Here is a 14,181-nt window from a genome sequence, read left to right on the forward strand (position 1 = left end):
CAGACCTTACTGATCAACGGTGGGTACGGCGGAACCGGCGTCCTTCAGGAGCACGTCCGCGTCGAAGCAGGTACGCGCGCCGGTGTGGCAGGCGGCGCCCTCCTGGTCGACCCGGACCAGCACGGTGTCGGCGTCGCAGTCCAGCGCGACGGACTTCACCCACTGGACATGACCGGAGGTGTCGCCCTTGACCCAGTACTCCTGGCGGCTGCGCGACCAGTAGGTGCAGCGGCCCGTGGTCAGGGTGCGGTGCAGCGCCTCGTCGTCCATCCAGCCGAGCATGAGCACCTCACCGGTGTCGTACTGCTGGGCGATGGCGGGCAGGAGGCCGTCGGCGCTGCGCTTGAGGCGCGCGGCGATCTCCGGATCGAGGCTGCTGGGCCGGGGGGTGCCGGTCGTACGGGTCATGAGTGCCATTGTGCCGCGCGGGACCGACAGCCCCGGGCGAGTGTCCACAGCGCGGACCGGGCGGGGGTCGTAGGCTGACACCATGTCGACCTTCGCCAAGCGTGAACGGCTCCTGCTCGCCGACCTCTTGGAAACCGTCGGTCCCGAGGCGCCCACCCTCTGCGAGGGCTGGCTCACCCGGGATCTGGCCGCGCACGTGGTGGTGCGCGAACGCCGGCCGGACGCGGCCGGCGGCACCGTGATCAAGCCGCTCGCGTCGCGCCTGGACAAGGTGACGGCCGAGTACACGGCCAAGCCGTACGAGGAGCTGATCCAGCTGATCCGTACCGGGCCGCCGCGCTTCTCGCCCTTCGCGCTCAAACAGCTCGACGAGGCGGCCAACGTCGTCGAGTTCTACGTCCACACCGAGGACGTCCGGCGCGCCCAGCCGGACTGGAGCCCGCGCGAGCTGGACCCGGTCTTCCAGGACGCCCTGTGGGCCCGGCTGGAGCGCACCGCGCGGCTGATGGGCCGTGGGGTGCCGACCGGTCTGGTGCTGCGCCGTCCGGACGGGCAGACGGCGGTCGCGCACCGGGGCACGCCGGTGGTGACCGTCACGGGTGAGCCCGCCGAGCTGCTGATGTTCGCCTTCGGCCGGCAGAGCGCGGCCACGGTGGAACTGGACGGCGACGCGGCCGCGATCGCCCAGCTGCACGAGTCCAAGCAGCTGGGCATCTGAGCGGCACCCCGCCGGGGCGCTACCGGACGGGGTGTCCGGCCTCCCGGAGGGTCTGCTTGACCTCGCCGATGCGCAGGTCGCCGAAGTGGAACACCGACGCGGCCAGCACCGCGTCCGCGCCCGCCGCCACGGCCGGCGGGAAGTCCGCCAGCCTGCCCGCGCCGCCTGAGGCGATCACCGGGACGGTGACGTGCTTGCGGACGGCGGCGATCATCTCCAGGTCGTAGCCGTCCTTGGTGCCGTCGGCGTCCATCGAGTTCAGCAGGATCTCGCCGGCGCCCAGCTCGGCCGCCCGGTGCGCCCACTCGACGGCGTCGATGCCGGTGCCGCGGCGGCCGCCGTGCGTCGTCACCTCGAAGGAGCCCGACCCGGTGCGGCGGGCGTCGACCGAGAGGACCAGCACCTGGCGGCCGAACCGCTCGGCGATCTCGCGGATCAGCTCGGGGCGGGCGATCGCGGCGGTGTTCACGCCCACCTTGTCGGCGCCGGCCCGCAGCAGCTTGTCCACGTCCTCGGCGGTGCGGACGCCGCCGCCGACCGTCAGCGGGATGAACACCTGCTCGGCGGTGCGGCGCACCACGTCGTACGTCGTCTCCCGGTTGCCCGAGGACGCGGTGATGTCCAGGAAGGTCAGCTCGTCGGCGCCCTCAGCGTCGTACACCTTGGCCATCTCGACGGGGTCGCCCGCGTCGCGCAGGTTCTGGAAGTTGACGCCCTTCACCACCCGGCCGTTGTCCACGTCCAGGCAGGGGATGACTCGGACCGCCAGGGTCATGAATCCACGGCTCCTCTGTATGCCTCTAGTTCCACTTCGACCAGGATGCGCGGATCGACGAAGCCCTCCACGACCAGCAGGGTCGCGGCCGGGCGGACGCCGTCGAACAGCTCCTTGTGCGCGCGGCCGACGGCGTCCACGTCCCGCGCATGGGTCAGGTACATCCTGGTCCGCAGCACCGAGCCGGGTCCCAGCCCGAACTCGGCGATCGCCTCCAGCGCGCTGGTGAACGCCACCTTGGCCTGCTCGTACGGATCGCCCTCGCCGTAGAGCACCCGGCCCCGGAAGGCCGAGGTGCCGGCCACCAGCACACGGTCCCCCGCCGCGACGGCCCGTGCGCAACCGAAACTCTCTTCCCAGGGACTTCCGCTCTGCACGCGCCGCACGGCTTCGGATGTCATGACGACACTGCCTCCAGTGCTTCTTCCAGGGTGAACGCCTTCGCGTACAGGGCCTTGCCGACGATGGCGCCCTCGACACCGAGGGGTACCAGCTCGGCGATGGCGCGCAGGTCGTCCAGGGACGACACGCCGCCGGACGCCACGACCGGGCGGTCCGTCGCCGCGCACACGTTCTTCAGCAGCTCCAGGTTGGGGCCCTGGAGAGTGCCGTCCTTGGCGATGTCGGTGACCACGTAGCGGGCGCAGCCCTCCCGGTTGAGGCGCTCCAGCGTCTCGTAGAGGTCGCCGCCGTCACGGGTCCAGCCACGGCCGCGGAGGGTGGTGCCGCGCACGTCGAGGCCGACGGCGATCTTGTCGCCGTGCTCGGCGATGACCTTGGCGACCCACTCGGGGCTCTCCAGGGCCGCCGTGCCGAGGTTCACGCGCGTGCAGCCGGTGGCCAGGGCGGCGGCCAGGGAGGCGTCGTCGCGGATGCCGCCGGACAGCTCCACCTTGATGTCCATCGCCTGGGTGACCTCGCCGATCAGCTCCCGGTTGTCGCCGGTGCCGAACGCGGCGTCCAGGTCGACCAGGTGCAGCCACTCGGCGCCGGAGCGCTGCCAGGCGAGGGCGGCCTCCAGCGGAGAGCCGTAGGAGGTCTCGGTCCCCGACTCGCCGTGCACGAGGCGCACGGCCTGGCCGTCGCGGACGTCGACGGCGGGGAGGAGTTCGAGCTTGGCCATGGTCTACAGGCTTCCGATCCAGTTGGTGAGGAGCTGGGCGCCGGCGTCGCCGGACTTCTCGGGGTGGAACTGGGTGGCCCACAGGGCGCCGTTCTCCACGGCGGCCACGAACGGCTTGCCGTGCGTCGACCAGGTCACCCTGGGCGCCTCGATGACCGGGTTGTGGGTCTCCAGCTGCCAGTCGTGCACGGCGTAGGAGTGCACGAAGTAGAAGCGGGCGTCGGCGTCCAGGCCGGCGAACAGCCGCGAGTCGGCCGGGGCGTCGACGGTGTTCCAGCCCATGTGCGGGACGACGTCGGCCTGGAGCGGCTCGACCGTGCCGGGCCACTCGTCCAGGCCCTCGGCCTCCACACCGTGCTCGATGCCGCGCGCGAAGAGGATCTGCATGCCGACGCAGATACCCATCACGGGGCGGCCGCCGGACAGCCGGCGGTCCACGACCCAGTCACCGCGCGCGGCCCGCAGCCCCTCCATGCAGGCGGCGAACGCGCCCACGCCCGGCACCAGCAGACCGTCGGCGTTCATCGCCTTGTCGAAGTCGCGGGTTATCTCGACGTCGGCACCCACGCGCGCGAGGGCGCGCTCCGCGGAGCGGACGTTGCCGAAGCCGTAGTCGAAGACGACGACCTTCTTGGCCTTTGTGGCGCTCAATTCCACACCCCCAGCCGCATGACGCCCGCGACCAGGCACATGCCCGCGCCGATGGAGAGCAGCACGATCAGGCTGGTGGGCATCTTCTGCTTGACGAAGGAGATGATGCCGCCGACCAGGAACAGGCCGACGACGATCAGGATGGTGGACAGGCTGTTCACAGGGCGCCCTTCGTGGAGGGGAGGATGCCGGCCGCGCGCGGGTCGCGCTCGGAGGCGTAGCGCAGCGCCCGGGCCAGCGCCTTGAACTGGCACTCCACGATGTGGTGCGCGTTGCGGCCGTACGGCACGTGCACGTGCAGCGCGATCTGTGCCTGGGCGACGAAGGACTCCAGGATGTGCCGGGTCATCGTCGTGTCGTACTCGCCGATCATCGGCGCCATGTTCTCGGGCTCGGTGTGCACGAGGTAGGGGCGGCCGGAGAGGTCGACGGTCACCTGGGCGAGGGACTCGTCCAGCGGGACCGTGCAGTTGCCGAAGCGGTAGATGCCCACCTTGTCGCCGAGCGCCTGCTTGAAGGCGGCGCCGAGCGCGAGGGCGGTGTCCTCGATGGTGTGGTGGGAGTCGATGTGCAGGTCGCCGTCGGTCTTCACGGTGAGGTCGAACAGACCGTGCCGGCCGAGCTGGTCGAGCATGTGGTCGTAGAAGCCGACGCCGGTGGCGATGTCGGTCCGCCCGGTGCCGTCCAGATCGATCTCGACCAGGACGGAGGTCTCCTTGGTGGTGCGCTCTATGCGTCCTACGCGGTTCATGCCTCAAGCTCCTTCTTCAGATCGCGGACCGCGTCGAGGAACGCGTCGTTCTCCTGCGGGGTGCCGGCGGTGACCCGCAGCCATCCCGGTACGCCGTTGTCCCGGACCAGGACGCCCCGGTCGAGGATCTTCCGCCAGGCGGTGTGCGCGTCCGCGAACCGCCCGAACTGCACGAAGTTGGCGTCGGACTCCGTCACCTCGTAGCCGACGGCCCGCAGCTCGGCGACCAGCCGGTCCCGCTCGGTCTTCAGCTGCTCGACATAGCTCAGCAGCGTGTCCGTGTGCTCCAGGGCGGCCAGGGCGGTCGCCTGGGTGACCGCCGACAGGTGGTACGGCAGCCGTACCAGCTGGACGGCGTCCACGACCGCCGGGTCCGCGGCGAGATAGCCGAGGCGCAGCCCGGCCGCGCCGAACGCCTTGGACATGGTCCGGGAGACGACCAGGTGCGGGCGGCCCGCGAGCAGCGGCAGCAGCGAGTCGCCGTGGCTGAACTCGACGTACGCCTCGTCCACGACCACCATCGACGGCTTGGCCGCCTGCGCCGCCTCGTAGAGCGCGATGACCGTCTCGGGCGGGACCGCGTTCCCGGTGGGGTTGTTGGGGGTGGTGATGAAGACGACGTCCGGCCGGTGCTCGGCGATGGCCCGCTCGGCGACGGCGAGGTCGATGCTGAAGTCCTCGGTGCGCGGGCCGGAGATCCAGCCGGTGCCGGTGCCGCGCGCGATGAGGGCGTGCATCGAGTACGACGGCTCGAAGCCCATGGCCGTACGGCCCGGTCCGCCGAAGGTCTGCAACAGCTGCTGGATGACCTCGTTGGAGCCGTTGGCGGCCCAGACGTTCTCCAGGCCGAGCGGGTAGCCGCCGGTCCGCGTCAGGTAGCCGGCCAGCTCGGTGCGCAGCTCGACCGCGTCCCGGTCGGGGTAGCGGTTCAGGTCGCGGGCGGCCTCGCGCACCCGCTCCGCGATCCGCTCGACCAGCGGCTCGGGCAGCGGGTAGGGGTTCTCGTTGGTGTTCAGCCGTACGGGGACGTCCAGCTGGGGCGCTCCGTAGGGGGACTTGCCGCGCAGCTCGTCCCGTACGGGCAGATCGTCGATCCTTACGTCGCTCACTTGCTCTCGGGTACCTTCCAGCCGAACCTCGCCTTGATCGCCGCGCCGTGCGCCGGGAGGTCCTCCGCCTCCGCCAGCGTCACCACGTGATGCGCGACCTCGGCCAGCGCTTCCTGCGTGTAGTCGACGATGTGGATGCCGCGCAGGAACGACTGCACGGACAGGCCCGAGGAGTGGCAGGCGCAGCCGCCGGTGGGCAGCACGTGGTTGGACCCGGCCGCGTAGTCGCCGAGCGAGACGGGGGCCCAGGGGCCGATGAAGATCGCGCCCGCGTTGCGCACCCGGTCGGCCACGGCGGGGGCGTCGGCGGTCTGGATCTCCAGGTGCTCGGCGCCGTACGCGTCGACCACCTTCAGGCCCTCCTCGATGCCGTCGACCAGCACGATCGCGGACTGCTTGCCCGCCAGGGCGGGCGCGATCCGGTCCTCGACGTGCTTGGCGGCGGCGACCTGCGGCTGAAGCTCCTTCGCCACCGCGTCCGCCAGCTCGGCGGAGTCGGTGACCAGGACGGCGGCCGCGAGCGGGTCGTGCTCGGCCTGGCTGATCAGGTCGGCGGCCACGTGCACCGGGTCGGCGGTGGAGTCGGCGAGGATCGCGATCTCCGTCGGCCCGGCCTCGGTGTCGATGCCGATCTTGCCGGTGAAGTAGCGCTTGGCGGCGGCGACCCAGATGTTGCCGGGGCCGGTGACCATGGTGGCGGGGGCGCAGGACTCGGTGCCGTGCGCGAACATCGCGACGGCGGTGGCGCCGCCGGCCGCGTACACCTCGTCCACGCCGAGCAGCGCGCACGCGGCGAGGATCGTCGGGTGCGGCAGCCCGCCGAACTCGGCCTGCGGCGGGGAGGCGAGCGCGATGGACCCGACCCCGGCCTCCTGGGCCGGTACGGCGTTCATGATCACGGAGGACGGGTAGACGGAGCGGCCGCCGGGCGCGTACAGACCGACGCGCTCGACCGGCACCCACTTCTCGGTCACCGAGCCGCCGGGCACCACCTGGGTGGTGTGCGCGGAGCGGCGCTGCGCGCGGTGGACCAGGCGGGCGCGGCGGATGGACTCCTCCAGTGCGGCGCGCACGGCCGGGTCCAGGGCGGCCAGCGCGTCGGTGAGCGCCTGGGCCGGGACACGGATGGATTCCAGCCGTACTCCGTCGAACTTCTCGGCGAAGTCGATCAGCGCCGCGTCCCCGCGATGATGCACGGCCTCGCAGATCGGACGCACCTTCTCGAGGGCGGCCGCAACGTCGAAGTCGGCTCGGGGCAGCAGGTCGCGCAGGGCGGGGCCCTCGGGAAGGGCGTCGCCGCGCAGATCGATTCGGGAAATCACAGTCCCAATTCTCTCAGACCGGTGTCCCGGCCCGTGGGCGCGTATCAATGGCTGATACAGAGCGTGGGACAAGGGGCGGTACAGACGCTGGCCGGATCCCGGAAGATCCCCTTCACTTTTGGTGTAACGGCCGTTACTCAGCGGGCATCAACCGGCTGCGCCGACTGCGTGAACATCGGTACGAGAGTCATGCGAGAGGAGAGCGGTGACCGAGGGGACCGGCTTCCACACCGGGAACCTGCCGGACGGCCTGCCGGGTGATCTGCCGGACGACCTGACCGCGGCCGAGGCCGGCCTCTGGCAGGCCTTCCGCAACGGCAGCGTGTACGACCTGAGCAGCAGGGACGCCGTGGTGGACGATCCGCACGGCGGGCATCCGTGGGGGCCCGAGCGGTCCGTGCGGGCGCGGGTCGTCGCCTGGCTGCTGCTGGACGGCCCGCCGGCGCTCGCGGGCCGGGTGGCCGCCCTGAAGCTCAGCGGGGTGCGGATCACCGGCACGCTGGATCTCGCGGGCGGCCAGATCACGCCGTACGTCGAGCTGCGCGGCTGCCGGTTCGACGAGGAGGTCCGGCTGCCGGAGGCGCGGTTCACCACGGTCCGCATGGTGGACTGCTCGGTGCCGCGGCTGGAGGCGGCCCGGGTGCACACCGAGGGCGATCTGCATCTGCCGCGGTGCAGGTTCCAGAACGGGGTCCGGCTGACCGACGCCCACATCGGCACCGATCTGCTGCTCAACCAGGCGGTGGTGTACCGCGACCGCACCGGCCGGTCGATCGCCGGGGACGGCATGACGGTGGGCCAGGACCTCCAGGCGGAGATGCTGGAGTCGCACGGCGAGCTGAGCCTGCGCGGCGCCAAGGTCGGCGTCTCGCTCAGCCTGCGCGGCGCGCACCTCGCCAACCCCTACTCCCGGCTGGCCCTGAACGCCCCCCAGCTGACCGTGGAGCGCACCCTGTACCTGACCCCGGCGGGGGTCGGCAGTCCGCTGCTGAGCGGCACCACGCCCGCGCGCGGGACCCGCGTCCAGCGCTTCGAGTGCCAAGGCGGGATACGCCTGGACGACGGGCGGTTCGGGGACGCCGTCGACCTGGAGCGGGCGCGGTTCTCCTTCACCGACGACCAGGAGCTGTCGCTGCGCCGGGTGCAGACGCCCGAGCTGCGGTTCCTCGGCGACAAGCCGCAGCGCGGCAAGGTGGTGCTGTCCGGCGCGCGGATCGTCAACCTGGTGGACCGCGCGAGCGCCTGGCCGGACGCCGGGCGGCTGCACATGGGCGGGTTCGCCTACGAGAACCTGGTCCCGCAGGGCCCCTTCCCGCTGACCCGGCGGCTGGACTGGGTCGCGGCGGCCACCGCCGAGTACGCCCCGGAGCCGTACGAGCGGCTGGCCGCGGTGCTGCGGGCGGCCGGGGAGGACGAGGACGCGCGCGAGGTGCTGCTCGCCAAGCAGCGCCGGCGCCGGGAGACCCTGCCGCTGGCGGGCAAGTTCTGGGGGTACGTCCAGGACTGGGCGGTGGCCTACGGCTACCGGCCGGGCCGGGCCGCGGTGTGGATGGCGGTGCTGTGGGCGGCGGGCACGCTGGCGTTCGGGCACGCCGACCATCCGCCGGTGAACCACGACGGCCACCCGGACTGGAGCCCCGCCCTGTTCACGCTGGACCTGCTGCTGCCGGTGATCGACCTGGGCCAGGTCGGGCAGTGGCAGCTGCGCGGCGGCTGGCAGTGGCTCGCGACCGTGATGATCCTGCTCGGCTGGATCCTGGCGACGACGGTGGCGGCGGGCGCGACCCGGCTGCTGCGCCGGAACTGACCGGTTTGCACCGCACGGCGCCACATAGGATGAACAGTCACCTTTTACCGCCTCTTTGCCGCGGCCCCTACAACTTTCCGCGACTTGCCCGGACCCTCTGGCGCTGCGCCGACCTGCGGACTTTCAATAGTCGGCACCATGGCACTGCTCCCGTCGTTCATCCGCCCCACCCGGATGACCAAACGCCCCGCGGGTCCCACCGGCCGGCCGCCGGCCGGCGACCGGGCCGGGTCCGGCGCGCCCGACGTCGTGCTGGACGCGCCCGACGACCGCCTCTCCCCCGCCCTGGTCGCGGCCGGCCAGGGCGAGTACGCCGCCGCGTCCCGGCTGCTGGCCGGGACCCGCGCCGCCGCCGACTGGGAGCACCACGACCGCTACGTCCGCCGTCTGGCCGGCTTCGCCGGCTCGCGCCCGGAGTGGTTCCAGGACTGGCGCGCCGCCGCCCCGGACGACCCCGGCGGGCTGCTGGTCGCGGCCCAGCTCGCGGTGGACCGGGTCTGGTCCTCGCCGGCCCGGGCCGAGCTGCTGCGCGAGGTGAGCCCGCTGATCACCGACGCCGCCCGCGCCGACGAGCGGGACCCGGTGCCCTGGCGGATCGCGCTGGACCACGCGCGCGGCTCGCGCGCCGGGCACCGGTACTTCGAGGAGCTGTGGGAGGCGGCCGTACGCCGTGCCCCGCACCATTACGGCTGCCATGTGGCCGCCCTGCGCTACCTGGCCGCGTTCCGGCACGGTGCGCACGGGGCCTGCCTGGACTTCGCCGAGCGCGCCGCCCAGGACGCGCCCGCCGACTCGCTCGTCCAGGCGCTGCCGGCCCGGGCGGCGTTCGGCTGCCTGACCGACGGCCACCCGGGCGGCCGCGACCCCGGGGTGCCGCCCGCCCGGCTGCACGCGGCGGCCGACCGGGCGATCGAGCTGTCCGGGCGGTTCGCGGCGGGCGATCCCTGGCCGGCCGAGATCCGCAACAAGCTGCTCTACGTCCTGTTGCGCCTGGACCGCCCGCTGGAGGCCCGCAGCCAGCTGTGCCTGATCGGCCCGTACGCCACGTCCTTCCCCTGGGGCCGGTTCTCGGACGACCCGCTCGGCCACTTCCTGCGGCTGCGCGACCATCTGCTGACGGCGCCCTCCGTGCCCGCTCCGCCCGGGCTCGTCCCGGTGTGCTCCGGTCCGCTCGGGGAGCGCGGCGGACACGCCGGCGCCGGTGCCGACTACGCTGGGGCGCCGTGACCACCGCCCGCCTCCCGCTCTTTCCGCTGAACTCGGTGCTGTTCCCCGGGCTCGTGCTGCCGCTCAACATCTTCGAGGAGCGTTATCGCGCCATGATGCGCGAGCTGCTGAAGACCCCCGAGGACGAGCCGCGCCGGTTCGCCGTCGTGGCCATCCGCGACGGCCACGAGGTGGCACCCAGCGCGCCCGGCATGCCGGATCCCACGGCCCAGCCCGAGCTGGGCCCGACGGCCGGTTTCGGGCCCGACCCCCTCAAGGCCTTCCACGGGGTGGGGTGTGTGGCGGACGCGGCGACCATCCGGGAACGCACCGGCGGCACCTTCGAGGTGCTGGCGACCGGCACCACCCGGGTGCGGCTGCGGTCCGTGGACGCGTCGGGCCCGTTCCTGACCGCGGAGGTGGAGGAGCTGCCGGAGGAGCCGGGCGACGAGGCGGGCGCGCTGGCCGAGGGGGTGCTGCGGGCCTTCCGCCAGTACCAGAAGCGGCTGGCGGGCGCCCGGGAGCGGTCGCTGTCCACCGGTGCGGAGCTGCCCGACGACCCGAGCGTGGTGTCGTATCTGGTGGCCGCGGCGATGGTGCACGACATCCCGACCAAGCAGCGGCTGCTCCAGGCGCCGGACACCGCCTCCCGGCTGCGGGACGAGCTGAAACTCCTGCGCGCCGAGACGTCGATCATCCGTACCCTGCCGTCACTGCCCGCGTTCGAGCTGACGCGGACGCCGACCAGTCTCAACTGAGGGAACGCGCGCGCACCGATGGCGAAGAAGTCGAAGAAGCAGCAGCAGTCCGGCGGCACGCCCGCGACCGTGGCACTGACCGCGGCCGGCGTGGACTTCACGGTCCACTCCTACGAACACGACCCGTCCCACCCCTCCTACGGCGAGGAGGCCGCCGAGGCCATGGGCGTCTCCCCCGACCGGGTCTTCAAGACCCTGGTGGCCGAGGTGGACGGCGCCCTGGTGGTCGGCGTGGTCCCGGTGGCCGGCACGCTCGACCTGAAGGCCCTCGCGGCGGCGGTCGGCGGCAAGCGGGCGGCGATGGCCGACCCCGCCCTCGCCGAACGCACCACGGGCTATGTCCGAGGCGGCATCTCCCCGCTGGGCCAGCGCAAGAAGCTCAGAACGGTCCTGGACGACTCCGCGAAGGCCCACGCGACGATCTGCGTGTCGGCGGGCCGCCGCGGCCTGGAAGTCGAACTGTCCCCGGCCACCCTGGCGACCCTGACGGACGCCGTACTCGCCCCCATCGGCCGCGCCTGACCCCGACACCGTCGCATAACCCCGTCCGGGGCCTGGGCTCGGGGCCGGGGCTGAGCCCGGGCCGGGGCCGGGGCCGGTTATGGGCTCGGAGTGGGGCATGGGCCCGGCCCGGCGCATCGAACGCGGCCGGGGCTGAGGCGGGGGCCGGAAGCGGCCCCAGGCCGGCGCATCGGCTCGGGCCGGCACACCGAACGCCGGGCGTGGGGCGTGAGCTCGGGGCCGGCACGTCGGCCCCGAGGGTGGACCCAGCGGCTCAGGACCGGCGCGACCGCCCGGGCCAGCCACCCATCGAACCGCGGCCGGAGCCATGGGCTCAGGACCGCCGCGTCCGCCCCGCCGGGATCGGGGTTATGCCGGCGGTGTCCCGTAGGGGCTCTGGGGGGCCGGGTAGGGGGCTTCGGGGTCGCGGGGGGTGAACAGGGCGGTCAGGGCGAGGTGTGCCAGCAGTGCGGCGATCGGCCAGGCCAGCAGTGCTCCCTTTGCCGAGAGCTTCAGCGGTGCCGGGAAGGTGACGCCCTTGCCCACGGCTTTGGCGTGCGCCAGTACGTCCTTCTCCGGGCCCAGCCAGACTCCGAGCCGCCACGCCAGCACCGAGGCCAGCAGCCCGCCGAGGGCCAGGGCCACCACGGCCGGCACACCCCCGCGCCGCCTCAGCAGGAACACCACGACCGCGCTGACCAACCCGAAGCCCAGCGCCAGCAGGGTGAACGTTCCGTCCACCCCGATCGCCTGCTCCCCCTCGCCGTCCTTGAGGTAGACCACCCAGCTCTTGTCGACCTCGTCCCCGACCAGCGGTATGTGCGGCGCGAGCCACCACCACAGCAGCCCGAGCAGCACCCCGCCCAGCGCCACCGCCACGGTGATCACGGCGGCGTCTCGCAGTTCGGTCTTCATCCCGGGGCCGTCCTGTTCGTACCCGCCCGTGTCCGGCGCCGTCACGGGCGGCGGCGCCTGCCGGACGTCGGGCGCGGAGTGGTCGTGCGGTGGCGGAGTCAGCGGTGCGGTCACCCTGACATCGTGCCAGGTCGGCCTGTGGGCCGCGTCACCGGACGGCGGCCCTGCGGTAGGCCCGGGTCGCCACGGCCAGCGAGACCACGCCCACCCCCGCGCACACCCCCAGGTCAGCGAGGACGGCGGCCCAGTCCGGATGCGCCCCGAAGGTCCGCGCGTACGCCTCCACGCCGTACGTCGACGGCAGCAGATCCCGGGCCAGCCGGATCGGTTCGGGCATCCGGTCGGCGGGCAGCACGCCCAGCAGCAGCGCCGCCGACATGCCCAGCTGGCCGAGGAGCGTGGCCAGCTCGGGCCGGGGCGCGAGCAGCCCGAAGGCCGCGCCGACCCCGGACAGCGCGGCACCCGCGAGCGGGATGACGGCGACCAGGATCCACAGGTTGGACAGCGGCAGCCCGAACAGCACGCAGCCGAAGACGGCGGTCACCAGGGTGCCCGGCACGGTGAAGGAGGCGTACGCCCCCGCCGCGCCCAGCACCACCGCGGCCGGCGGCACCGGCAGCGTGGCGTAGTGGTCGAGCCCGCCGCTGGCCCGCAGCTGCCCGAAGTACTGCGACAGCAGGTTCAGCGCCACATAGGCCACGACGAGCACCGAGGAGCCCGCCACCACGGACCGGGCCTCTCCGGTGCTGTCGACGACACCGCGCATCATCACGGCGATGCCGACGGACTGGAAGGTCGCCACGAACAGCAGCGGGATCCGCGCCACGCGCGCGCGGGACAGCTGCGCCCGGTAGACGGCCACCAGGGACGGCCACAGCCGCGCGGGCGGCCCCAGTTCGGCCGCGCCCGCGCCCGGCGCCCTCTCCGGCACGGTCCGGGCACCGCCCGGCAGAACCTCGGCGGGTACGACACTCACGACGAGCTGCTCCTCTTCCCCACGGCACTCCCGCCCACCCGTACGCGTTCCACGGCCCGTGTGCTCATGCCTTCACCAGCCCCTGCCGGGCCGCCCCGCCCAGCGCCAGATAGACGTCCTCCAGGCTGGGCGTGGCGAGCGTGAAGTCGTCCAGGGCGGCGAACGCGGCGCCGCCCGTCACCGTGGCGACGGCGGCCCGGGCCTCCTCGGGCGCGAGCCGCAGCGTCCAGCGCCGCCCGGACTCCACCGCGCGTTCGCGCAGGACGGCGACCTCGGGCACGTCCAGCGGCGCGCGTTCCCGCCACACCAGCTCCACCCGCACCTCGCCGGCGACCTGCGCCTTCAGCCCGGCCGGGGTGTCGCAGGCGATGACCCGGCCCTGGTCGACGACGGCGACCCGGTCGAGGACGGTCTCGGCCTCGATGACGTTGTGGGTGACCAGCAGCACGGTCGTACCGGCCTCGGCGCGCCGCCGGTCGACTGCCGCCCAGACCGCGCGCCGGGCCACCGGGTCCATGCCGGTGGTCGGCTCGTCCAGCACCAGCAGCGGCCGCTCGCCGACGAGGGCGGCGGCGAAGCAGGCGAGCCGGCGCTGGCCGCCGGACAGCTTCTTCAGGGCCCGCCCGGCGATCGGGGTGAGGCCCAGCTCCTCCAGCACGGCGTCCCGCTCGGCGCGGGCCCGCCGGGCGTCCAGGCCGCGCAGCCGCCCGGTGGTCTCGGCGGCGAGGGCCACGGTCAGCTCGTCCAGCGCGGAGGACTCCTGGCCGAGGTAGGCGAGGAGCCGCGCGGCCCGCTCGGGGTGCTTCACGATGTCGTGGCCGAGGATCTCGACGCTGCCGGCGTCCGGCCGCAGCAGCCCGGTGAGCTGCCGTACGAGGGTGGACTTGCCGGCGCCGTTCGGCCCGAGCAGCCCGAAGATCTCGCCGCGCCGCACCGCCAGCTCGACGCCGTCGGTGGCCCGCACCTCCGGCGTGCCGGGGGCGCCGCGGCGCCCCTTCACGGCCGGATAGGTCTTCCTGAGCCCGCGCACGCGTACGACCTCGTCATGCCGTAGTGCCTGTCCCGCGCGCGTACTCACAAGGGACGAGAGTACGGGGTCGGCGCCCTTTACTCGCCTTTGGGGCCGTATCCGGGGGACGCTCCCGCGGTCGTCCCGGAAGG

Annotated in this window: 17 protein-coding genes; 5 read left to right on the top strand and 12 right to left on the bottom strand. The window is 73.4% G+C overall.

Annotated elements, in window-relative coordinates:
- Positions 1-6: 6 nt before the first annotated feature.
- Entirely contained in the window at positions 7-408 is a 402-nt protein-coding gene (gene hisI / locus ACZ5CZ_RS25235; RefSeq protein WP_385843905.1) for a phosphoribosyl-AMP cyclohydrolase, read from the bottom strand.
- Between the two features lie 82 nt (positions 409-490).
- Here hisI and ACZ5CZ_RS25240 point away from each other — a divergent pair, with 82 nt between their 5' ends.
- The gene (locus ACZ5CZ_RS25240) at positions 491-1,126 is read left to right on the top strand and encodes a TIGR03085 family metal-binding protein (RefSeq protein WP_468946182.1); all 636 of its coding nucleotides are present in this window, start codon (positions 491-493) and stop codon (positions 1,124-1,126) included.
- A 19-nt stretch (positions 1,127-1,145) separates the two neighbouring features.
- Here ACZ5CZ_RS25240 and hisF read toward each other — a convergent pair whose 3' ends face one another.
- From hisF to hisD, 8 genes are read right to left on the bottom strand one after another with little or no spacing between them, the layout of a single operon-like run.
- Entirely contained in the window at positions 1,146-1,901 is a 756-nt protein-coding gene (hisF, locus tag ACZ5CZ_RS25245; RefSeq protein ID WP_385843907.1) for an imidazole glycerol phosphate synthase subunit HisF, read from the bottom strand.
- Positions 1,898-2,302 carry a RidA family protein gene (locus tag ACZ5CZ_RS25250; protein WP_385843908.1) on the bottom strand — a complete coding sequence of 135 codons (405 nt, stop codon included), beginning with the start codon at positions 2,300-2,302 and terminating at the stop codon, positions 1,898-1,900. Before ACZ5CZ_RS25250 ends, hisF begins: the two co-directional genes overlap by 4 nt.
- A complete protein-coding gene (priA, locus tag ACZ5CZ_RS25255; protein ID WP_468946186.1) occupies positions 2,299-3,024 on the bottom strand; it encodes a bifunctional 1-(5-phosphoribosyl)-5-((5-phosphoribosylamino)methylideneamino)imidazole-4-carboxamide isomerase/phosphoribosylanthranilate isomerase PriA in 726 nt (241 codons plus the stop codon). Before priA ends, ACZ5CZ_RS25250 begins: the two co-directional genes overlap by 4 nt.
- 3 nt (positions 3,025-3,027) lie before the next feature.
- The gene (gene hisH / locus ACZ5CZ_RS25260) at positions 3,028-3,681 is read right to left on the bottom strand and encodes an imidazole glycerol phosphate synthase subunit HisH (RefSeq protein ID WP_385843910.1); all 654 of its coding nucleotides are present in this window, start codon (positions 3,679-3,681) and stop codon (positions 3,028-3,030) included.
- Positions 3,672-3,836 carry a hypothetical protein gene (locus ACZ5CZ_RS25265; RefSeq protein WP_385843911.1) on the bottom strand — a complete coding sequence of 55 codons (165 nt, stop codon included), beginning with the start codon at positions 3,834-3,836 and terminating at the stop codon, positions 3,672-3,674. The genes hisH and ACZ5CZ_RS25265 overlap by 10 nt, the downstream gene beginning before the upstream one ends.
- Positions 3,833-4,426, bottom strand: a complete 594-nt coding sequence (hisB, locus tag ACZ5CZ_RS25270; protein ID WP_247470096.1) for an imidazoleglycerol-phosphate dehydratase HisB — start codon at positions 4,424-4,426, stop codon at positions 3,833-3,835. The genes ACZ5CZ_RS25265 and hisB overlap by 4 nt, the downstream gene beginning before the upstream one ends.
- Positions 4,423-5,535 carry a histidinol-phosphate transaminase gene (locus ACZ5CZ_RS25275; RefSeq protein WP_468946191.1) on the bottom strand — a complete coding sequence of 371 codons (1,113 nt, stop codon included), beginning with the start codon at positions 5,533-5,535 and terminating at the stop codon, positions 4,423-4,425. The genes hisB and ACZ5CZ_RS25275 overlap by 4 nt, the downstream gene beginning before the upstream one ends.
- Positions 5,532-6,857, bottom strand: coding sequence for a histidinol dehydrogenase (gene hisD / locus ACZ5CZ_RS25280; RefSeq protein WP_468946193.1), 1,326 nt, complete (start codon positions 6,855-6,857; stop codon positions 5,532-5,534). Before hisD ends, ACZ5CZ_RS25275 begins: the two co-directional genes overlap by 4 nt.
- 205 nt (positions 6,858-7,062) lie before the next feature.
- Between hisD and ACZ5CZ_RS25285 the strand changes: the two genes are divergently transcribed.
- From ACZ5CZ_RS25285 to ybaK, 4 genes are all read left to right on the top strand, one after another.
- Complete coding sequence (locus tag ACZ5CZ_RS25285; RefSeq protein ID WP_468946196.1) at positions 7,063-8,664, top strand: oxidoreductase; 1,602 nt, start codon at positions 7,063-7,065, stop codon at positions 8,662-8,664.
- A gap of 138 nt (positions 8,665-8,802) precedes the next feature.
- Positions 8,803-9,891, top strand: coding sequence for a hypothetical protein (locus ACZ5CZ_RS25290; protein WP_468946198.1), 1,089 nt, complete (start codon positions 8,803-8,805; stop codon positions 9,889-9,891).
- Positions 9,888-10,628 (top strand): LON peptidase substrate-binding domain-containing protein, encoded by a 741-nt coding sequence (locus tag ACZ5CZ_RS25295; protein ID WP_385843916.1) that lies wholly within the window; start codon positions 9,888-9,890, stop codon positions 10,626-10,628. The genes ACZ5CZ_RS25290 and ACZ5CZ_RS25295 overlap by 4 nt, the downstream gene beginning before the upstream one ends.
- Positions 10,629-10,646: 18 nt before the next feature.
- Positions 10,647-11,150: a Cys-tRNA(Pro) deacylase gene (gene ybaK / locus ACZ5CZ_RS25300; RefSeq protein WP_385843918.1), complete on the top strand. Its 504-nt coding sequence runs from the start codon at positions 10,647-10,649 to the stop codon at positions 11,148-11,150.
- Between the two features lie 348 nt (positions 11,151-11,498).
- On the opposite strand, the gene ACZ5CZ_RS25305 is transcribed toward ybaK, so the two are convergent.
- The 3 genes from ACZ5CZ_RS25305 to ACZ5CZ_RS25315 all read right to left on the bottom strand — a co-directional run bounded on the left by ACZ5CZ_RS25305 (position 11,499) and on the right by ACZ5CZ_RS25315 (position 14,098).
- Entirely contained in the window at positions 11,499-12,158 is a 660-nt protein-coding gene (locus tag ACZ5CZ_RS25305) for an AAA family ATPase (protein ID WP_468946203.1), read from the bottom strand.
- A 34-nt stretch (positions 12,159-12,192) separates the two neighbouring features.
- Complete coding sequence (locus tag ACZ5CZ_RS25310) at positions 12,193-13,020, bottom strand: ABC transporter permease (protein WP_385843920.1); 828 nt, start codon at positions 13,018-13,020, stop codon at positions 12,193-12,195.
- A 64-nt stretch (positions 13,021-13,084) separates the two neighbouring features.
- A complete protein-coding gene (locus ACZ5CZ_RS25315) occupies positions 13,085-14,098 on the bottom strand; it encodes an ABC transporter ATP-binding protein (protein WP_385843921.1) in 1,014 nt (337 codons plus the stop codon).
- Between the last annotated feature and the right edge of the window lie 83 nt (positions 14,099-14,181).

Source organism: Streptomyces sp. NPDC031418 (genome assembly GCF_055581605.1).